Source organism: Ohtaekwangia sp., from assembly GCF_036786105.1.
Taxonomy (GTDB): Bacteria; Bacteroidota; Bacteroidia; order Cytophagales; family Cyclobacteriaceae; genus Ohtaekwangia.
Genome location: NZ_DAIQRQ010000003.1, coordinates 43,567 through 63,822, shown reverse-complemented (window position 1 = coordinate 63,822; position 20,256 = coordinate 43,567). Strand labels below are relative to the sequence as shown.

16 protein-coding genes are annotated in these 20,256 nt (G+C 45.6%); 11 read left to right on the top strand and 5 right to left on the bottom strand.

The window, feature by feature from the left end; translation table 11 throughout:
* Window positions 1–123 precede the first annotated feature (123 nt).
* Window positions 124–489, top strand: a complete 366-nt coding sequence (locus V7Q33_RS02345; protein ID WP_331976010.1) for a BlaI/MecI/CopY family transcriptional regulator — start codon at window positions 124–126, stop codon at window positions 487–489.
* Between the two features lie 39 nt (window positions 490–528).
* Window positions 529–2,061: a M56 family metallopeptidase gene (locus V7Q33_RS02340; protein ID WP_333818772.1), complete on the top strand. Its 1,533-nt coding sequence runs from the start codon at window positions 529–531 to the stop codon at window positions 2,059–2,061.
* Window positions 2,062–2,082: 21 nt separating this feature from the next.
* On the opposite strand, the gene V7Q33_RS02335 is transcribed toward V7Q33_RS02340, so the two are convergent.
* From V7Q33_RS02335 to alaS, 4 genes are all read right to left on the bottom strand, one after another.
* Entirely contained in the window at window positions 2,083–2,859 is a 777-nt protein-coding gene (locus tag V7Q33_RS02335) for a DUF3298 and DUF4163 domain-containing protein (protein WP_333818770.1), read from the bottom strand.
* A 15-nt stretch (window positions 2,860–2,874) separates the two neighbouring features.
* On the bottom strand, window positions 2,875–4,098 hold the full coding sequence (locus V7Q33_RS02330; RefSeq protein ID WP_331975990.1) for a TlpA family protein disulfide reductase: 1,224 nt from the start codon (window positions 4,096–4,098) through the stop codon (window positions 2,875–2,877).
* The gene (gatB, locus tag V7Q33_RS02325) at window positions 4,095–5,549 is read right to left on the bottom strand and encodes an Asp-tRNA(Asn)/Glu-tRNA(Gln) amidotransferase subunit GatB (protein ID WP_331975988.1); all 1,455 of its coding nucleotides are present in this window, start codon (window positions 5,547–5,549) and stop codon (window positions 4,095–4,097) included. The genes V7Q33_RS02330 and gatB overlap by 4 nt, the downstream gene beginning before the upstream one ends.
* Before the next feature lie 123 nt (window positions 5,550–5,672).
* The gene (gene alaS, locus V7Q33_RS02320) at window positions 5,673–8,369 is read right to left on the bottom strand and encodes an alanine--tRNA ligase (protein WP_333818769.1); all 2,697 of its coding nucleotides are present in this window, start codon (window positions 8,367–8,369) and stop codon (window positions 5,673–5,675) included.
* 214 nt (window positions 8,370–8,583) lie between these two features.
* Here alaS and V7Q33_RS02315 point away from each other — a divergent pair, with 214 nt between their 5' ends.
* Both V7Q33_RS02315 and V7Q33_RS02310 read left to right on the top strand, forming a co-directional pair.
* Window positions 8,584–9,549 carry a M23 family metallopeptidase gene (locus tag V7Q33_RS02315; RefSeq protein WP_333818768.1) on the top strand — a complete coding sequence of 322 codons (966 nt, stop codon included), beginning with the start codon at window positions 8,584–8,586 and terminating at the stop codon, window positions 9,547–9,549.
* Window positions 9,549–10,514, top strand: coding sequence for a M23 family metallopeptidase (locus V7Q33_RS02310; protein ID WP_333818767.1), 966 nt, complete (start codon window positions 9,549–9,551; stop codon window positions 10,512–10,514). Before V7Q33_RS02315 ends, V7Q33_RS02310 begins: the two co-directional genes overlap by 1 nt.
* A 13-nt stretch (window positions 10,515–10,527) precedes the next feature.
* Here the strand turns inward: V7Q33_RS02310 and V7Q33_RS02305 are convergent, their stop codons facing one another.
* On the bottom strand, window positions 10,528–11,115 hold the full coding sequence (locus V7Q33_RS02305) for an HPP family protein (protein ID WP_331975980.1): 588 nt from the start codon (window positions 11,113–11,115) through the stop codon (window positions 10,528–10,530).
* 115 nt (window positions 11,116–11,230) lie between these two features.
* Between V7Q33_RS02305 and V7Q33_RS02300 the strand changes: the two genes are divergently transcribed.
* The 7 genes from V7Q33_RS02300 (at window position 11,231) to V7Q33_RS02270 (ending at window position 20,254) form a co-directional block, all read left to right on the top strand.
* On the top strand, window positions 11,231–12,322 hold the full coding sequence (locus tag V7Q33_RS02300) for a CapA family protein (protein ID WP_331975978.1): 1,092 nt from the start codon (window positions 11,231–11,233) through the stop codon (window positions 12,320–12,322).
* Window position 12,323: 1 nt separating this feature from the next.
* Window positions 12,324–12,662, top strand: a complete 339-nt coding sequence (locus tag V7Q33_RS02295) for a MerR family transcriptional regulator (RefSeq protein WP_331975976.1) — start codon at window positions 12,324–12,326, stop codon at window positions 12,660–12,662.
* A 118-nt stretch (window positions 12,663–12,780) separates the two neighbouring features.
* Window positions 12,781–13,893, top strand: coding sequence for a DNA-processing protein DprA (gene dprA / locus V7Q33_RS02290; RefSeq protein WP_333818765.1), 1,113 nt, complete (start codon window positions 12,781–12,783; stop codon window positions 13,891–13,893).
* 324 nt (window positions 13,894–14,217) lie between these two features.
* Window positions 14,218–14,604 carry a hypothetical protein gene (locus tag V7Q33_RS02285; RefSeq protein WP_331975972.1) on the top strand — a complete coding sequence of 129 codons (387 nt, stop codon included), beginning with the start codon at window positions 14,218–14,220 and terminating at the stop codon, window positions 14,602–14,604.
* A gap of 94 nt (window positions 14,605–14,698) precedes the next feature.
* Entirely contained in the window at window positions 14,699–17,839 is a 3,141-nt protein-coding gene (locus V7Q33_RS02280) for an efflux RND transporter permease subunit (RefSeq protein WP_333818764.1), read from the top strand.
* A complete protein-coding gene (locus V7Q33_RS02275) occupies window positions 17,826–19,118 on the top strand; it encodes a TolC family protein (RefSeq protein WP_333818762.1) in 1,293 nt (430 codons plus the stop codon). The genes V7Q33_RS02280 and V7Q33_RS02275 overlap by 14 nt, the downstream gene beginning before the upstream one ends.
* Window positions 19,115–20,254, top strand: coding sequence for an efflux RND transporter periplasmic adaptor subunit (locus tag V7Q33_RS02270; protein WP_331975966.1), 1,140 nt, complete (start codon window positions 19,115–19,117; stop codon window positions 20,252–20,254). Before V7Q33_RS02275 ends, V7Q33_RS02270 begins: the two co-directional genes overlap by 4 nt.
* The last annotated feature ends 2 nt before the right edge of the window (window positions 20,255–20,256 follow it).

The window sequence follows — 20,256 nt, the reverse complement described above, 5'->3', positions numbered from 1 at the left end:
TTTTAATTCCGTTACCTGTTACACGTTAATAGGAACCACAAACTCGCAGTTTTTCCAAAAAACGCTTGCATTATATCAACTAATAATTTAGTTTTATACCTAAATAGATAGTCAATGAAAGATTTGAAGGAACTGACCAAGGCCGAGGATCAGGTCATGCAGATATTGTGGAAACTTGAGAGGGCGTTCGTCAAAGACATTGTTGAAGAAATGCCCGATCCAAAACCTGCATATAATACGGTGTCTACCATTGTGCGCATCCTGGAGACAAAAGGCTTTGTCGATCATAAAGCCTATGGCAAAACGCATGAGTACTTCCCCACAATTACCAAAGAGAAGTATACCAAGTTCTACCTCAACAACCTGCTGAAAGGCTATTTCAACGGATCGTTTCAAAACCTGGTGTCATTCTTCGCCAGGGAAAACAAGCTGGATGCGAATGACCTGGAGAAACTCCTGAACGAGATCAAAAAGGATCAAAAGTTCTAAGCGTAAGTATACCTACATCTTGATGTAAATGCACCGACCATGAACATATACCTGAATTATCTGCTGGAAGCCAATCTAGCATTGTGCATTTTTATGGCACTCTATATTGTTGTGCTGCGAAATGAAACAAACTTCCAATGGAAGCGGGGATTCTTGTTGCTGGCAATAATCGCATCGGTTGGGTTGCCTTTGCTGCACTTCAACGCTACCCGGCATGTGGTGCCTTTGCTGAGCGACATGGTGCCACCTACGTGGCTGCCGGAAATTACCATCCACGGAAGTAACGAAGTTGCCGGGCAGACAACGGATACAACCTATACTGCCTGGTCGTATATAAATATAGTATACGGCTCCGGGATTATACTCTGCCTGGCGTTGTTTATGTTTCGGCTAAGCAGGTTGCTTACGAAGTGTTATCGTGCTTCGGCGTACCGTTATGATGATCTTCTGATTATCGAATCGACAGAGAATAAGTCCGCATTCTCATTCTTCCGGTATATTTTTATCGGGCAAGCCGATCAGCTTTCGAATGTTGAAAAGCTACAAATTATTGAACACGAACGGGTACATGCCCATCAACTACACTCCATCGATATTTTACTGGTAAACCTGCTGGGTATTTTCTTCTGGTTCAATCCGGTAATTATAGTATATAAAAAGATATTCATTCAGCTCCATGAGTTTGAAGCAGATGCGCGCGCTGTGGCAAACCGGGATATGAATGAGTACTGCAGCCTGCTGGCGAAGGTTGCTTTACTGTCGGCCGACTTTAAACTCGCCAACCATTTTAGTAATTCTTTAACCGTAAAACGAATTGAAATGATGCGAACAATCAAATCGAAAATAAAGGGTTGGAAAGTTGCCGCGATACTCAGTATGCTGCCGGTAATTTTCTTTATCGTGTCTTGTCAGGATCAGGTAGCAAGCGAAGCTCAGGATATAGCTAAAAATTCTACGATGGCACTCGATATTCCGAAGGAAGTAGAAATGCGCCTGGAACAAATGCGAATGGCACATCCTGACAAGAAGTTCATTGTGATCGAACCGGATGCAAATGCTGTTGACAAAGCAGCCGATCTGCAGCGGAAAACCGGAGCGCTCGATCCTTCACAAATTGTATCGATGGATGTAATGAAGAACATCCAGGATAAAAATGGCAATGCACGTTCATTCATCATCATTGAGTATAATGAAACGACTGAGAAAGTTGCCAGCAGTGCTGTGAAAGATGGCGAGATATTCACGGTAGTAGAAGAGACTGCTACGTTTGATGGTGGATTTGAAGCCATCGGAAGTTTCCTTTCAAGCCACCTGGAATATCCGGAAGAGCTGCGTGAGCAAGGTGTAGAGGGAAAAGTGTTTGTACAGTTTGTAGTCAACACCGATGGATCGCTGAGTAATTTTGAAGTGATCAGAAGCTCGGACGCACGTCTCAACGATGCAGCCCTGGGCGCTGTAAGATCAATGCCTCATTGGAATCCCGGCAAGCAAAAAGGTGTAGCCGTGCGACAGCAATTTGTTCTGCCGATTGTATTCGCACTGAATAGCGGCAGCAAAAATACGGCAGGGTAAATCTATTTAAAGACTGGTTGGTTATTTCAACCAGTCTTTAATTTCGCTATAGGGAATTACTACATCGGTTGGCCCGGCTGCATAAGGAGCAACTTCGTAGCTGTTGTAGAAGAATTGTATACCTTCTTTGGTAAATCCATAGTTCTGGTTGAGCTTGAATTTATCGTCGGGAAAATCAAAGAAGTTATTTTTGAATGATGCCGTATCAGCCAGCTCGCGCTCACGGCGAAATATAGCTTCACCCAGTTTGGTAAGCGCTGCCTGATAACCCGGCTTTAGAAAATCGCTAAGCGTGGCTGTCTTCCCGGTGCGCGGGTTGATGTTGATGAACGTGACTGCAGCATTGGGATGCGCGCCTCCGGAATAGTCGTCTGTATTTACCGTCAGGCTAACGAGCGAATCACCAGCGATATTCACCGTTACATCTGTCGTATGATACCAGCCACCCATACCAATCGCTTCCGAATCGGCCTGGATAAAGTTTTCGTATTCCTCAATAAAGATGTTGCCGGTTTGTTCAAGTGTTTGCACAAGACCTTCTGAATAACCTGCCGATACTGCTGAATCGATCTTGAATTTTATCATCAGCGATATAGCCGTATCTATACCACTGAACTCCGGATAGCTTACTTCGAAGGAAGCACATTGCAGTGAGTCGCCCTGGCAGTTGCTGGAGTATTTGGCAAAGTTCTTTATATGATACGCGACTGGCAAAGCGTGTTCATGTTTCTCTTCTTTCCTGCTGCAGGCATACAAAAAAAACGTGGCCATGACAGCCACGAATAAATATTGTTTCATAACAGATATAGGGTGTTAATTGGCTTTCTTATCAAAGATTTCGGCAAGTTTACTTTCCAATGCCGAACCTCGCAGATTCTTGGCGATGATCACACCGTTCGGATCGAGCAACAGGGAAAACGGAATACTGGTAATATTATACGTCTTTGCAGCTTCTGACTGCCAGTACTTCAAATCAGAAACGTGGGTCCAGGTAAGGCCGTCCTGGTGAATAGCATTAATCCAGTCCTGTTTGGAGCGGTCGAGTGATACACCGAAAACCGTAAATCCTTTTGATTTATACTTGTTGAAAGCGCGCACCACGCTCGGGTTTTCCTGGCGGCAGGGCCCGCACCATTTTGCCCAGAAATCCAGCAATACATATTTACCACGCACAGACGAAAGCTTCACAACGTTGCCGGCTGTATCCGGTAATGCTATTTCAGGAGCAGGCTGGCCAATGGCCAATACCTTCATGCGATCTACCATGGTAACAAACTCTTTCGACACCGCATAGTCGGGCCATTCCTTCTTGAGCTTGTCAGCTACTGCGATATATACATCGGTATATTTATCGCGATCGAGTGTATTGCCTTGCAGCAAGTTGATCGTTCCCAACGATGCCGGCTGGCTCTTCAAAAATTCAGCAAGCTTATCGTGTGTTTTTTGTATCTCCTTCTGATACGTAGCTTGAAGCTCTGCTATACGGGCATTGTCTTTCGCCTGCACAGCTTTATTAAAGTCTTCATTCAACTGTATAATTACCGGTGAGCGTTCTGCTTCTGTAAGGATAGATTGTGCTTTGCGGATCAGATCGATCTCGGGTGAACCGGTAACCTCTACAAATCCACGCGGATCATTTCCATCCACGTTAATCTGCACATTGCTTTTATACAAAATAAAGTCGACCACCTGGCGGTTGAAGAAATTGATCTTATAATATCCCGGCTCCGATAATGTTACCGTTTTGGAATAGGTATAATTACTTCGAAGGGTAATGGTATCCTGCCAGCCGAAAGTACCGTCTTTAATTTGCTGGATCATGATCTTACCATCCTTTTGCGGATAGCCAACTTTACCGCTCACCGTTACCTTCCAGCCAGCGGCTGCATCGGCATCTTTCGGTTCTTCACGAGTGGTAGAGGAGCATGAAAACCCAAGCGCCAAAAGCATAAAGCTAAACGCTCTGATCTTGCTTCCTATACCGGATACTGTTTGCTTTTTGCCTTCCGCTTTCTGCTTTATCGCCTCTCGTATCATACTTCTTCCAGTTTGCTTGTTAATAATTGTGTTGCCACTTTGGGATCAGCTTTGCCTTTGCTGCGCTTCATCACTTCGCCCATAAACATACTGATGATCCCTTTTTTGCCGTTCTTATACTCTTCCACTTTCAACGGAAACTCTTTGATAACCTGCTCCACGATAGGAAGAATAGTATCCTGACTGCTGTCTTGTATTACGTTCAACTGCTGCGCTACTTCCAGTGCGGATTTACCCGGATTTTTCAACAACTCAGGGAATACGCGTTGTGATGCTGTAGCAAAGTTGATTTTGCCCTGGTCGATCAATGCTATGATATCAGCAATAATCGATGGCGCCAGTGGAAACTCATCCGCTGACAACGTCAGTTCATTGAGATACGATTTCACCGGGCCCATTACCCAGTTGGATGCTGCCTTATAGTTTTTGGTAAGCTTGCACACTTCTTCAAAATACAGGGCTACATCTTTACTATCGGTAAGCACGTGTGCATCATATTCCGGCAATTGGTATTCCGATACATACTTTTGGTATAGCTCGCGTGGTAGCGGAGGCATGGTAGCATGTATCTCGTCAAGCCACGCCTGTGATACTTCCATCGGGCTCAGGTCAGGATCAGGGAAGTAACGATAGTCGTTCAACTCTTCCTTGGTACGCATTCCATACGTCTTGCCATCACCGGCATCAAACGTTCTGGTCTCTGATATAATCGGTTCGCCTTTCTCCAGCATTTCAATCTGGCGATCAAATTCATACTCAATAGCGCGCTGCACGTTGCGAATGGAGTTCATGTTCTTTACCTCCACTTTCTTGCCGTATGTTTTTGAATCCTTCAACATCACAGAGATGTTTGCATCGCAGCGAAGTGAACCTTCTTCCATGTTACCATCGCATATATCCAGGTAGCGTACAAGCTTGCGTATCTCCGTCAGGAAAGCGTAGGCCTCATCGGAGGTGCGCATATCAGGTTCCGATACAATCTCGATCAACGGTACGCCTGCACGATTAAAGTCAACCAATGTATCGGTCTCAGCTGCCAGGTGCATAGACTTGCCCGCATCTTCTTCAATGTGTATACGGTTGAGGCGAATCTCTTTCTCGCCTTCTTTGGTACGAATGGTAACAAAGCCAGTCTTACAGATAGGTGTACGATCCTGTGTGATCTGATATCCTTTTGGAAGATCGGGATAGAAGTAATTCTTACGATCGAAGATATTGAAGCGCGTAATATTCGAATGACAGGCTATACCCATCTTGATAGCATACTCCACTACTTTCTTGTTAAGCCGTGGCAGCGTTCCGGGGTGCGCCAGCGTAATAACACCTACGTTCGTATTGGGCAAGCTTCCATACTCGGTAGAATCAGTATTGTATATCTTGCTCCTGGTGAGAAGCTGCGCGTGCACTTCAAGACCAATGACGAGGGTGTATTTGTCGCGTAAATTACTCATGTTCGTTGTCGTTTGTTTTGGCTTCGATCGTTATCCGTTATCCGTTAGTCGTTATCCGTTAGTCGTTATCGGTAGTTACGGTTAACCTGTAACGAATAACGATTAACCTGTAACAATTACCGGCTAGTTGCCGATTAATTTACGTGCTTTTTCAATAACAGCATCTAATCCGTTCAGGTTCTTGCCGCCAGCGGTAGCAAAGAAGGGTTGACCTCCTCCTCCTCCATCTATTTCTTTGGCGAGTTCCTTCACCAGGTTGCCGGCATGATATTGATTCGTCTGCGCCAGCTTTTCGCCGATCATTACCGTTACCTGCGGCTTGCTTTCTACGTCAGCAGCCAGGATCAATAACAGATCATCGAATTGATTGCGCAGGGCATACGCTATATTCTTCAACGCATCGGCATTGGGTACTGATACTTTTTCCAATATCAGATGATAGCCGTTCGACTTTACTGCTTTGCGTACCAGCTCGTCTTTTATAAGATTGGCTTTCTCCTGGTTAAACACTTCAATCTTCTTTTCGAGCGCATGTTTTTCTTCGGAGAGATTCTTCAGCGATGTGAGGAGATCCTTCGGATTCTTCAGCAGCGCGCGAACTTCATCGAGCAACGCAATCTCATTACGAACAAACTGTTCTGCATTCTCAGAGGTAATTGCTTCAATCCTGCGAACACCGGCCGCTACTGAGCTCTCTGATGTAATTTTGAAGAGCCCTATATTTCCTGTTGACTTCACGTGTGTTCCTCCACAAAGCTCTACGGAGAATTTAGGATCGAAGGTAATCACGCGGACAAAGTCTCCATATTTTTCTCCGAAGAGGGCCATCGCTCCCAATGCTTTTGCCTGGTCGATGGGGACATTGCGCTTTTCATCGAGATGAATGTCTTCGCGTATTTTACTATTGACTATATCTTCTACTTTCTGAATTTCTGCAGGCGTCATCGCTGCAAAATGAGAGAAGTCGAAGCGTAATATTTTATCATTTACCAGCGAGCCTTTCTGCTCTACGTGTTTACCCAATACCTGGCGCAGCGCTGCGTGCAGCAAGTGCGTAGCCGAGTGATTGTCCATACTCAACTGACGCTTGTGTTTATCTACAACCGCTGTGAAGCTGGCCGAAAGATTTTCAGGAAGCTTATCGGCAGCATGGACGATCAGTTCGTTTTCTTTCTTTGTATCGGTGATATATATTTTTTCGTTCGCACTTTCTATATAGCCTGTATCGCCTACCTGTCCACCGCTCTCGGCATAGAAAGGTGTGCGATCGAATACCAGTTGAAAAAGCTCTTTATTCTTCTGCTTGAGCTTTCTATACTTGGTGATCTTTATTTCTGATTCGAGATAATCATACCCGATAAATTCCGACTTCACGTCCTCTCCTACAATCACCCAGTCGCCAGTTTCTTTTGCTGCTGCAGCTTTGGAGCGCGATTTTTGTTTTTCCATCTCTACTCTAAAGCCATCTTCATCTACCGTGAAGCCGCGTTCGCGGGCAATCAGTGAAGTAAGATCGAGCGGAAAGCCGTAGGTATCATATAGTTCAAAAGCCTGCTCACCGCTTATGGATTGCAATCCTTCCATACGCTTCAAGCCTTTCTCCAACGTGCGGAGAAATGATGTCTCCTCTTCAAAAATTACTTTGCTAACATATTCCTCCTGCGATTTGAGTTCCGGGAATACATCTTTCAGTTGATTGCCCAACACGGCTACCAGTCTATATATAAAAGGCTCCTTGAAGTTGAGAAATGTAAATCCATAACGCACGGCTCTTCTTAATATCCTGCGGATTACATATCCGGCACCTGCATTGGAAGGCAACTGTCCATCGGCAATGGCAAACGATACGGCACGCACGTGGTCGGCAATAACGCGCATGGCGATGTCGGTCTTTTCTTCTGTTTTATACTTGATGCCAGATGCCTGCGCTATATAATCAATCAGCGGTGTAAATACATCGGTGTCATAATTCGAGTGTACGAGATTGATAGCCCGGCACAGACGCTCGAAGCCCATACCGGTGTCTACGTTCTTGTTGGGCAGCGGCTTAAGCAATGTGAGCTGCGAGCGAAGTCTTTCGCGTGCTACTTTCTTATCATCACCTTTATATTCCAGATCGAATTTGAAAAGCTCACTGGCTCCGCCTTTCTCCGGATTCCAGTAGCGCTCAAATTCCATGAACACGTTGTTCCATATCTCGATCACCTGTGGATGATCGTTGTTCACGAGTTCCTTACCGGGCACCGCTTTGCGTTCATCATCCGGACGAAGGTCAACATGTATTTCAGAGCATGGACCGCATGGACCGAGGTCGGCCATCTCCCAGAAGTTATCTTTCTTGTTGCCCAGAATAATGCGATCTTCGGCTACAAATTGCTTCCAAAGATCAAACGCTTCCTGGTCGAACGGCAGGTTGTCGTCTTTATCACCGGCAAAAACGCTTACATACAGGCGGTCCTTCGGAAGTTTATATTCTTCAGTGAGTAATTCCCACGCCCAGGCTATGGCGTCCTTCTTGAAATAGTCACCGAACGACCAGTTTCCGAGCATTTCGAACATGGTGTGGTGATAGGTATCAATACCAACTTCCTCAAGGTCATTATGTTTACCGCTTACACGGAGACACTTTTGAGTATCGGCTATGCGGCTCGACTTCGGCATGGCGTTTCCTAAGAAGTAGTCTTTGAACTGCACCATCCCCGAGTTGGTGAACAACAGCGTAGGGTCATTCTTCAGTACCAAAGGAGCTGAAGGAACGATGGTATGCCCTTTTTTCTCAAAAAACTCTAGAAATTTCCGTCTGATCGAACCCGAATCCATTACTATTATTGTTAAAATCTGTTTTACATCTTACCCGATGCTGACGCCTGTTGGTAGAACGAGGGTTTGGCAGGGCAAGGGTTTTTACTATATTAGCCCGCAAAAAAATACGAGCAAGCCACAAAATTAAACGCAGATGACAGAGATTAAGCAGGTATCAGATATTTTTTTCTGGCTTGAAACACCTTTTGCTAACAGACCCTGACCTGACTTAATGAAGGACGTAAAGTACATCTACAACCCGAAGACCTGTCAATACGAGCGTGCCCGTCTTACATGGCGCGACATCGTTCTTACCGGTTTTGGTATACTCTTCACTGCTACACTATTATTTATAGGTATTGTTGTTCTCCACAACCGCTTTGTTACTTCTGACTACGAGCGGCAGCTTCGCGCTGAAAACAAATTGTTAAAGGAGCACAAGCCGGTGCTGATGGAGAATCTCAACGAGATCGAAACCACACTGCAAAAACTCAAATCCGAAGAAAAAGACCTGTACACCAAGTTGTTCAATACAACGCCACCATCTGAAAAGAACGTAGCCGCCTCACTATCCAAAGAAAAAGTGTTACTGGCCGATGCTGGTGATTTCCAGTCGATGCTCGAAACATTGAAAGGACGATCAGACGCTTTGTACGATCGCACCACCGATTCGCATGCTGCTACCCGCCCCATCAGCGAACAAGATCTGGCGATGATGCTTTCTCTCCCTTCTATACTTCCCATTCAAAACCTTGAAGCTGAAAAACTTGTATCCGGATTCGGCAAACGCGTCAATCCGTTCCATAAAGGTATGTACCTCCATCCCGGTGTTGACTTTATTGCTACTCGCGGCACCGAAGTAGTCGCCACCGCTCCGGGAGAAGTAAATGATATAAATAAAAATGAGTTGCAAGCCGGATATGGCAATTCGATCGTGATTGATCATGGCCACGGTATGTCTACACGTTATGCACACCTGGAAACCATTACGGTACGTCCGGGTCAAAAAGTAACAAAGGGTATGGTGATCGGCACGGTGGGAAGCACCGGAGGTTCGGTTGCACCCCACCTGCATTATGAAGTGATACGCGATGGCGAGCATGTCGATCCCTCTCTCTATTTTATAGAAGGCATTACCAGCCGGCAGCATCATCAATTACTCGAACGCAATAAGCAATCAAACCAGTCGCTCGATTAATGGCACGCATTAAGTACAAATACAATTCGGAAACACTGCGCTATGAACCATGGCGCCTGAAAGGTAAAGCACTCCGTCTTCGCTCTTTTATACTCTTTGGTATATCGCTCGCGTTGGCACTGGTGGCATACAGTTTCTATATCCAATATGTAGGCTCGTTTGATGAGATCATATTGAAACAGAAGAACCAGACACTAAAAGTAGAATGGCAACTGATTCAGGACCGCACGCACGAAGCATACGCAGAGCTGCATCAGCTGATCGATAAAGACGACAACAATTACCGCGTAATTCTCGATGCCGAACCGCTGCAACCCAGTGAGCGCCAGGCCGGTGTCGGTGGTAGTGTAAAACTTGAAACAAAAGAGTTTCAGGATTTTCCGATCGTGCTCAACAACTATACTTCCGTGATGCAATTAAAACGTCAGCTGGATGTTGAAGTACAATCGTACGGCAAACTGAAGTCGATGATCGAAGATAAACTGGAGGCGTGGGCATCGCGACCTGCTATTCAGCCGATCAGCAACAAAGAACTTTCACGCCTGCACATGACGTATGGAACGCGCTACCATCCTATCTTCCATAAATATATGGCGCATAACGGTCTCGATTTTGCAGCCCCTAAAGGAACTCCGGTATATGCTACCGGCGATGGCAAAGTAATCAAAGCTTACTTCTCCGGATCATACGGTAATGTGGTGTATATTGATCACCGCTATAATTTTGAAACCCGCTATGCACACCTCTCAGGGTTTGCTGTGCAGGAAGGTGAAGCGGTCAAACGCGGACAAGTGATTGGCTATGTTGGAAGTACCGGCAACTCGGTAGCTTCGCATTTACACTACGAAGTGCTATACAAAGGACAGCATGTTCACCCGATCAACTTCTTTCAGCGCGACCTGAGCAACCGGGAATATCAAAAGCTGATCGAGATTGGAAGTCAACAGGAACACCCGCTTGACTAAAACTGATTCGTGATCACTGAAATCTCTGCAAGTATTTTCTTTTCCATACCCTATACCAATGGCGGTTTACCGGATATTGGCGGTGAGATGTCATGTTGTTGAAGAACAACGCTACGATCAACAGAATTGTAACACCACTCAATACGGGGCTTAACAGGTACATATACCCGAGCGCTTTGATCTTTTCAGAACCGATAATGGCAATTAATGCCGTGGCCCCGCCCGGGGGATGCAATGTGCGTGTAATCTGCATCAGCACAATGGAAATAGAAACAGCGAAAGCAGCTGCCAGCCATACTTCCGGCACGAGATAACGAATCGTTACTCCAACAAAGGCGCACACCAGGTGGCCACCAATCAAATTACGGGGCTGCGCCAGCGGCGATTGTATAACACCGTATAGGAGAACGGAAGAGGCACCGAATGATCCGATCAGAAAGAGATTGTCAAGGTCTGATAATGAGCGGCTTTGCAAGTAACCAATAAGGCCTATACCGAAGAACGAACCGATAAAGGTCCATAAGTGCTCTTTGAAATCGATGAGCGTTTCTTTGTATACCACGATCTTGAGCAATCGTACACGCCGCTTCAATTTTTTCATGCCGCAAAAATAATCCTGATATGGGTACCGCATCATTAGAAAGTGATTAGCACTCCGGCGATATTCCTTTGCCGGGTTATGAAAACTTTTTTTCTTTGCACCTTATAATTCACTGATGATGCGCCTTTTATTACTCCCTGCTTTATTTCTTGCTTCTACCCTTATTTCAACAGCCCAACAGCGCCAGGATTCGGTCGCTATAGCCCACGATTCTACTGAATATACACGGAAAGATACACTCACCATTATTGGTGTTGGCGATATTATGATGGGTACCAGTTACCCGGAAGATAAACTGCCCCCGGAAGATGGTGCCTTTTTGATGCGCGAGGTAGAACCTGTTCTTCGCAATGCTGATGTTACTTTTGGTAACCTGGAAGGTACACTACTCGATGCCGGTGGCACACCTAAGAAATGCAAAGACCCAAAAGTATGTTACGTTTTTAGAACACCTACACGCTATATCAAGAACCTGATTAGCGCAGGTTTTGATATGATGAGCCTTGCCAACAATCACGCGGGTGATTTTGGTGATATCGGACGCAACAGCAGCATGAAAACGCTCGAAGCAGGTGGAATACTCCATGCCGGGCAGGTAAATCAGAAGACGGTTATTTTTACCAAAGACAGTGTACGCTATGGATTGGTGGCCTTCGCCCCCAACAGCAATTGCGTTAACCTGAATGACCTGGAAGGTGCCAGTGCCCTGGTAAAGCAACTTGACTCACTGGTTGATATCGTAATCGTTTCGTTTCACGGCGGTGCAGAAGGTGCTCAATATCAAAATATACCACGCACCAACGAATTATTTCACGGCGAAAACCGCGGCGATGTATACAAATTCTCACGCACCATGATCGATGCGGGTGCCGATATTATTTTTGGTCATGGCCCGCACGTAACACGCGCCGTTGATGTATACAAAGATCGCTTTATTGCTTATAGCATGGGAAATTTTTGTACCTACCGCGGCATCAGTGTATCAGGAGTAAATGGCCTCGCTCCTATTATTAAAGTGTATACCGATCGCACGGGCAAACTTTTCAAGGCAGAGATTACGCCTACATATCAGACGTATGGCAGTGGAGTAAAGATAGACCCTCAAAAACAGGTGATTAAAAAGATACAGGAGCTTACCAAAAAAGATTTACCCGAATCCCGAATCCGCATTGATGATAATGGTTTAATTACTTATCTTGCTCAGTAACATGGCTTATAAAGAAAAGGAAATTGAAAAGCTTTACTTCTCCATTGGTGAAGTTGCCGAGATGTTTAACGTTGCTCCGTCCTTGATCCGTTTCTGGGAATCTGAATTTGATCTGATCAAGCCTAAGAAAAACCGGAAGGGAAATCGCCAGTTTACAAAAGAAGATATTGATAACGTAAGAACCATCTATCACCTGGTAAAAGAAAAAGGATTTACCCTGCAAGGTGCCAAAGAAATGTTACGGAATGATACACAGGCGGTAAAAGACAAAATGGAGATGCTCGATTCACTGAGGCGCGTTCGGAGCTTCCTCATCGAGATGCGCGATAAGCTTCGCTAACCAGATATACTACTGAAGCATTTTTAAAATATATTTTTCAAAAAGCTATTAAGAGCCGGTGTAATTTAGCACCGGCTTTTATATTTTTAGGCCGTTAAGTTGTGTAAGTATAACCGTTATGGATCAGAACAGGCTAGCGTTGTTGGCATTGCATTTTATACCCGGTATAGGAAATTATACCATTCGCCAGTTGATAAGTTACTGCGGTTCAGCAGAGAAAGTATTCAGAACTCCCAAAGGGAAATTACTAAAGATACCGGGTGTAGGCGAAGTTACCGCGCAGGCAATCGTTAATGAAAAGCCATTCGGACCCGCTGAAAATGAATGCAAGCTTGCAGAAAAGAACGATACCCGGCTTATTTTCTATACCGATCGCGATTATCCGTATCGACTGAAACTCATCAGCGATGCACCTTCATTGTTATACGTGAAAGGCAATATTGATTTTGAGAATACAAAGGCCGTTGCCATTGTAGGTACACGCAAGTCTACCGACTACGGAAAGCAATGCGTGGAAGAATTAGTGGAAAGTCTGGTGCCTCACAACGCGCTGATCATAAGCGGCCTTGCCTATGGTATAGATATACTTGCTCACAAACAGTCATTGCGCCACGATCTGCCTACGGTAGGTGTGCTTGGCAGCGGTATGGATATAATATACCCTTCTGTACATACTGAAACTGCACGTAAGATGATAAACCACGGTGGATTGATCACCGAGAATCCGTTCGGCACCAAACCCGATGCTCATAATTTTCCGGCACGCAATCGTATCATCGCCGGGTTGTGTGATGCGCTGATAGTCGTGGAAGCTGCCGAGAAAGGCGGTGCGCTCATCACAGCAGAAATTGCCAACAGCTATAACAAAGACGTATTTGCTTTTCCCGGAAATATAGGGCAGAGTTTCTCAGCAGGTTGCAACAATTTGATTAAAAGCAACAAAGCACACCTCATCACTACGATAAAAGACCTTGAGTATATAATGAACTGGAGCGCGAATGAAAAAGCTGGTCCTAAAAAAGAAACCTTCAACATCGAAGTATATACTCCCGATGAGCAAACCGTACTGAAAACATTACTAGCCAACAATCATCAACTGATGATCGATGAGCTTAGCTGGCGGGCAGGTATATCGGTAAGCATGCTGGCATCGATTCTGTTAGGACTGGAATTCAAAGGCATTATTGCCACGCTGCCGGGAAAAGTGTATAAATTAGCTGTGAGTTATTAGCTGCGAGCTGATAGAAAAATACAGGAATGTCCGGAAGACGAAAGCATGCACAATGCTCAAACTCACACTTCTGGTAGCTAGCAGCTAAAATAAAAAACCGACAGACAAACGCTGCCGGCTTCGGAACACTATAATCTAACCCCCTATACCACAGGTTCCGAAAGATCTTTCGGTTTCTGTAACCTTACAGCGACAATAGTATGGGGCAAATCTGAATTAAATCTGAACTTTGAATCTTCTTCTTTATTTTTGCCTGAAATCTATACAGCAGCTGTCTGGAGCTCCAGAATCCATCCAGATTTGCTTTATTTGTTTGCAGAAACAATGAAACGGGCCAACGCAATAGCGCTTTTGATTCTATATCTCTTCGCCAATACCGAATTGCACCAGGTATTCAGGCTGCCTGTTTTCTTTCAGCATTACTTTGAGCACCAGGAAGAAAATCCTCATATCAGTATGCTGGAGTTTATTACCCTGCATTATTTCAGTGGCGATATACGCGATGCTGATTATGAGCGCGATCAGCAATTACCCTTCAAGCACGCGCACTGCTGTGTAGAGCTCGGAAGTATATCACTGGCTGTTCCCACCGATTACTTTACAGAGCCGGTTGTTAACTTCTCGTTGTTATCCCGAAAGAACGTCATTCTTCAACCACTCTTCTGCTCATCAGCTTTCCTGTTTTCTATCTGGCAACCGCCCCGGGCCTGATCATCATTTAATTTTTTTATAGACAAGCGTACTTCTGCAATTTTTCGCAGAATGCTTTTGCTTGCATGTTTCTATTTTTAAAATGACTTGGCGCATGCTTCATTCCATTATTCAATTTTCCATACGCAACAAACTTATCATTGGCTTGTTCATCGTGGCGCTTATCTGTTGGGGAGCTTACTCTGTAACAAAGTTACCCATCGATGCTGTGCCCGATATCACTAATAACCAGGTGCAGTTGATCACGGTTGCCCCATCACAATCAGCCCTGGACATCGAGCGACTTGTTTCATTTCCGGTAGAGCAAACTATGGCTACTATACCCGGCATTGTAGAGATACGCTCTATTTCACGATTCGGATTATCGGTAGTCACCATTGTATTTACCGATGAAACCGATGTATACTGGGCCCGTCAGCAAGTGAGTGAGCGACTCACCGAAGCAAAGAAACAAATTCCATTGGGAGTTGGCACACCCGAGCTGGCCCCCATCACTACCGGACTTGGCGAAATATACCAGTACCAGCTTAAAGTAAAACCCGGTTATGAAGGTAAATATACTCCCATGGAGCTTCGCACCATTCAGGACTGGATTGTGCGCAGGCAACTGCTGGGTACTAAAGGCCTGGCAGACGTAAGCAGTTTTGGTGGCCAGGTAAAGCAATACGAGATCTCCCTGTCACCCGAAAAACTGAGGAGTCTCAATCTGTCGATACAGGATGTATTTGCTGCACTCGAAGGCAACAATCAGAATACCGGTGGCGCCTATATCGAAAAAAATAACAGTGCATACTTTATCCGCAGCGAAGGATTGATCACCTCCGCAGAAGATATAGGGAGTATCATTGTGCGCACTTCACACTCCGGCACTCCCCTGCTCATTCGCGATGTAGGCACCGTTAACCTTGGTCATGCCATACGATATGGTGCTATGACTGAGAACGGCAAAGGAGAAACGGTTGGCGCTGTAGTGATGATGTTGAAAGGCGACAACTCTTCGGAAGTGATCAAGCGTGTAAAGGAGCGCATCGCCGTGATCGAAAAGACCTTGCCGGAAGGTATAACAATCGCCCCCTTTCTCGATCGAACCAAGCTCGTGAACAATGCTATTGATACCGTAACAAAGAATCTTGCAGAAGGAGCACTCATTGTAATCTTTGTGTTGGTGCTGTTGCTGGGTAACCTGCGTGCGGGCCTGGTAGTAGCATCGGTAATACCCCTGGCGATGTTGTTTGCCATCATCATGATGAATCTCTTCGGTGTATCCGGAAATCTGATGAGCCTCGGGGCCATCGATTTTGGTTTGATTGTAGATGGTGCTGTGATCATCGTGGAGGCAACCTTGCATCACATTACACTTTCCACGGGCCCAGGCCGGCTTACGCAAGTACAGATGGACAAAGAGGTAAATGATTCTGCCGGCAAAATGATGAACGCTGCCGCCTTTGGCCAGATCATTATTCTGATCGTATACCTGCCTATTCTTTCATTGGCAGGCATAGAAGGTAAAATGTTTCGCCCTATGGCCGAGACAGTAATCTTTGCCATTATCGGCGCATTCATTCTATCGCTTACGTATGTACCGGTAGCATCTGCATTGTTCCTAAGCAAATCCGTCACGCATACGAAAAATATATCTGACAGGATCATCGATTGGCTTCATACCATCTACGCACCTGCACTGCAGTGGTCACTGAAACATCGTAAGCCCATTGTTGGCGCCGCTGTTACATTGCTTGCTATCAGTATCTTTATATTTACTCTCCTCGGTGGTGAATTTTTACCGGAGCTGGATGAAGGCGATTTCGCTGTAGAAACAAGGCTCGTTACCGGCAGCAGTCTTACTGCTACCATAGAAGTTACCGAGCGGGCAGAAAAGGTTTTACTTCAAAATTTTCCTGAAGTTGAAAAAGTGATCTCCAAAATAGGCTCAGGCGAAATTCCCACCGACCCGATGCCCGTGGAAGCGGCAGACCTGATGGTGGTGATGAAAGATAAATCGGAATGGACAAGTGCTTCTACAAAAGACGACATGATCCACAAAATGGAAGAAGCGCTACGCCAGCAAGTACCCGGTGTGTGGTTCGGATTTCAGCATCCTATACAAATGCGCTTCAACGAGCTCATGACAGGTGCACGTCAGGATGTTGTGGTAAAAATATATGGTGAAGACCTCGATCAACTTACACGCTATGCACAGAAGCTCGGTAGACTCGTAAAATCCATTGAAGGCACAGAAAGTTTATTCATTGAGAACATGACGGGATTGCCCCAGATCATTGTACGCATGAAGCGCGAACAACTTGCTCGATTCAATCTGTCGGTGCGGCAAGTAAATGAGGTAATCAATGCTGCTATGGCAGGGCAAAGTGCAGGACTCGTTTTTGAAGGCGAGAAACGTTTCGATCTGGTAGTACGCATGGGCATACAAAACCGTCAGTCCATAGAAGATGTGCAAAACCTTACGATACCGTCTCCCGATGGATTGCAGATCCCCCTCTCGCAGGTAGCCGATGTCACCCTGGAAGTTGGTCCCAACCAGATACAACGTGATGATGCCAAGCGCAGAATCGTGATCGGCTTCAACACCCGTGGCCGCGATGTTGAAAGCATTGTAGACGAATTGAAACAAAAGATCGATGCAGGAATCAATTTTGACCCCGGCTATTATGTTACCTATGGTGGCACATTTCAAAACCTGCAGGAAGCCCGTGCCCGTCTTGTTATAGCGGTGCCGGTAGCACTCATTCTTATTTTTATACTACTCTATTTTACATTCGGATCCGTCCATCAGGGATTGCTTATTTATACGGCTATACCTTTATCGGCAATTGGTGGTGTGCTGGCGCTCTGGTTACGGGGTATGCCATTCAGTATATCAGCCGGTGTTGGTTTTATTGCACTGTTTGGTGTCGCGGTATTAAATGGTATAGTATTGATCGCAGAGTTTAACCGGTTGAAAAAAGAAGGGAGCTATACCTTGCATGAAATCATTATGAAAGCGACAGCTGTACGCCTGCGCCCGGTAATCATGACGGCTACGGTGGCCTCGCTCGGCTTTTTACCAATGGCCCTGTCGCAGGGAAGTGGTGCCGAAGTGCAAAAACCGCTGGCAACGGTAGTGATCGGTGGATTGGCCACAGCTACGCTACTTACCCTGATTGTATTGCCGGTACTTTACTATATCGCTGAATCTATGTCAATGCCTAAATCCGAACGTCATGAATTGCAGTAAAAGAAGTATATATTCAGATCGTCAGCGTGCGATTGTAAGCTATAGCATACTGTGTATAGTCGTTGCGTTCGCGGGCTGCTCCACCCCTGTATTTGCTCAGGAATCGGGTACTACACTCGAAGCAGCGATTGCACTGGCATTGGAACGGAATCCATCGATACAGGTCTCTACACTGGAGACTACGCGACAGGAAACGCTGAATCGTGCCTCAATCGACATACCCAAAACGGAAGTATCGTTGCTCTATGGGCAGTATAACAGCATTGAAAAACGTGACAATAATATCACAGTATCACAGAGCATCCCGTTTCCATCTGTCTTCTCGCGACAATTGTCACTAAACAGAGCAATGACCGAAGCAAGCCGGTATCGTGAAAATATATCGCGCAACGATCTGGTATTTTCTGTACGCGAAGTATTCAATCAGTTGCTTTACCTGAAGGCACGTCATCGCATACTGCAGCAGCAAGACAGTTTGTTAGGTGATTTGGCAAAAGTAGCTGCCCTGCACTATAAAACCGGTGAGGGAACATTGCTCGCGAAAACATCTGCAGAAACCCAATGGCATGAACTACAGAACCAGTATAGCCGCAACGAGGCTGATATACATATAGCTTTGAATCGTCTGCAATTGCTTTGTCAGGCGCCTGCAATTACTGCTATTGCCGGCGATCTTGAAACCAGTTTCACAGCGCTGTCGCTAGATTCTGTTTCGGTCGAGCAGAATCCATCTTTACTCTATACGCGACAGCAAATTGAAGTGGCACAGTTGCAAAAGAAACTTGAAACTGCAAGGGCATTGCCTGAATTGAGGCTCGGTTATTTTAACCAGACCCTTATAGGATTACAAACCGTGCAAGGTCAGGAACAATACTTTGGTCCGTCAAAACGGTTTCAGGGATTTCAGGCAGGCATCGCCATACCGTTGTGGTATGCACCGCATGCTTCCAGGATCAGAGCAGCATCGTTAGCTACCGATGTGGCCCGTAAGCAGGAAGAAACCTATATCCTTGCGCTTACACAACAATACAACCAGGCGTATCAGGAACTGCAAAAAAATCGTAACAGCCTAGAATATTACCGAAGCTCTGCATTGAAAACAGCCGATCTGTTAACGCATCAAAGCCGTGTAGCCTTTAAAAGTGGTGAGCTTGATTACGCTACACTTTTACTGAATCTGCGGCAGGCACTGTCCATACACGAAGGATACCTCAGCGCATTGCAGCAATACAATCAGAGCATCATTTTCATTCACTATCTAAACGGAAACAAACCATGAGATATATCGCCATTGGCATTATAACGAGTACACTGCTGGCACAATGCACCGGTAAACCGGCGGAAAAATCGGGTGAGGAAGGGCAGGCAGACTCTGCTACCTTTGTAACTGTAAGCGATGCGCAGTATAAAGCGGCCGCTATTGCTTTCGGAAAAATAGAACAACGGCCTGTTACCCAGCATATACAGGTAAGCGGTAAGCTGGATGTTCCTCCGCAGAACCTCATCACCGTTGCTGCTCCTATGGGAGGCTTTGTAAAAAATACCACTCTGCTGCAAGGTATGAAGGTAAATAAAGGCGATGTTTTGGCTACGCTGGAAAACCAGGACTATATACAATTGCAGCAAGACTACCTGGACAGCAAAAGCAAACTGGAATTTCTGGAGGCTGAGTATAATCGCCAACAGGAGCTTGCACGCGAAAATGTAAATGCACAGAAAGCCTTGCAACAGGCAAAAGCGCAATTTGTAAGCATGAAAGCAGCGGTGAGCGGCCTCGAAGCCAAGCTTTCCATGATCAACATCTCCCCTGCTTCGCTTGCCAACGGCAACGTGCGTCCCTCTATAAATTTATTTGCACCGCTGGGCGGCTATATCACCGAAGTAAACGTCAATATCGGTCAGTTTGTAAATACCACCGATGTTATGTTCCGGATCGTAAACCTCGAACACATTCACGCGGAGCTGCAGGTATATGAAAAGGATATCAGCAAGATTGCTGTAGGCCAGAAAGTACTGTTTCAGGCCACCAACGAAACGTTACAGCGCGAAGCATCGATATACCTGATCGGTAAGGAAATCAGTCCTGAACGCACAGTGCGCGTACACTGTCACCTGGAAAAAGAAGATACAAAATTGTTGCCCGGTATGTTTATATCAGCAACGATAGAAATATCTTCCGCTGCAACTGATGTTGTACCTTCTGACTGCATTGTGAGTTTCGAAGGGGAACAATATATATTTGTACCCGCTAGCGATCGCCATCACTTCGAAGCCGTGTCGGTAAAAACCGGCAACACGACTGATGAGTTTACAGCGATAACATTGCCTCAGAATTTTAAAAGAGAAACTCCCATCGTTACACACGGTGCATTCGAGCTGCTGGGGTTGTTAAAGAACCAGGGCGAAGAAGAGTAATC

Excerpts from the sequence above, each read along its gene's own strand:
- V7Q33_RS02340 (WP_333818772.1), top strand. The coding sequence starts at position 529 with ATGAACATATACCTGAATTATCTGCTGGAAGCCAATCTAGCATTGTGC.
- V7Q33_RS02335 (WP_333818770.1), bottom strand. The coding sequence starts at position 2,859 with ATGAAACAATATTTATTCGTGGCTGTCATGGCCACGTTTTTTTTGTAT.
- V7Q33_RS02330 (WP_331975990.1), bottom strand. The coding sequence starts at position 4,098 with ATGATACGAGAGGCGATAAAGCAGAAAGCGGAAGGCAAAAAGCAAACA.
- gatB (WP_331975988.1), bottom strand. The coding sequence starts at position 5,549 with ATGAGTAATTTACGCGACAAATACACCCTCGTCATTGGTCTTGAAGTG.
- alaS (WP_333818769.1), bottom strand. The coding sequence starts at position 8,369 with ATGGATTCGGGTTCGATCAGACGGAAATTTCTAGAGTTTTTTGAGAAA.
- V7Q33_RS02315 (WP_333818768.1), top strand. The coding sequence starts at position 8,584 with ATGAAGGACGTAAAGTACATCTACAACCCGAAGACCTGTCAATACGAG.
- V7Q33_RS02310 (WP_333818767.1), top strand. The coding sequence starts at position 9,549 with ATGGCACGCATTAAGTACAAATACAATTCGGAAACACTGCGCTATGAA.
- V7Q33_RS02305 (WP_331975980.1), bottom strand. The coding sequence starts at position 11,115 with ATGAAAAAATTGAAGCGGCGTGTACGATTGCTCAAGATCGTGGTATAC.
- V7Q33_RS02300 (WP_331975978.1), top strand. The coding sequence starts at position 11,231 with ATGATGCGCCTTTTATTACTCCCTGCTTTATTTCTTGCTTCTACCCTT.
- V7Q33_RS02295 (WP_331975976.1), top strand. The coding sequence starts at position 12,324 with ATGGCTTATAAAGAAAAGGAAATTGAAAAGCTTTACTTCTCCATTGGT.
- dprA (WP_333818765.1), top strand. The coding sequence starts at position 12,781 with ATGGATCAGAACAGGCTAGCGTTGTTGGCATTGCATTTTATACCCGGT.
- V7Q33_RS02285 (WP_331975972.1), top strand. The coding sequence starts at position 14,218 with ATGAAACGGGCCAACGCAATAGCGCTTTTGATTCTATATCTCTTCGCC.
- V7Q33_RS02280 (WP_333818764.1), top strand. The coding sequence starts at position 14,699 with ATGCTTCATTCCATTATTCAATTTTCCATACGCAACAAACTTATCATT.
- V7Q33_RS02275 (WP_333818762.1), top strand. The coding sequence starts at position 17,826 with ATGAATTGCAGTAAAAGAAGTATATATTCAGATCGTCAGCGTGCGATT.
- V7Q33_RS02270 (WP_331975966.1), top strand. The coding sequence starts at position 19,115 with ATGAGATATATCGCCATTGGCATTATAACGAGTACACTGCTGGCACAA.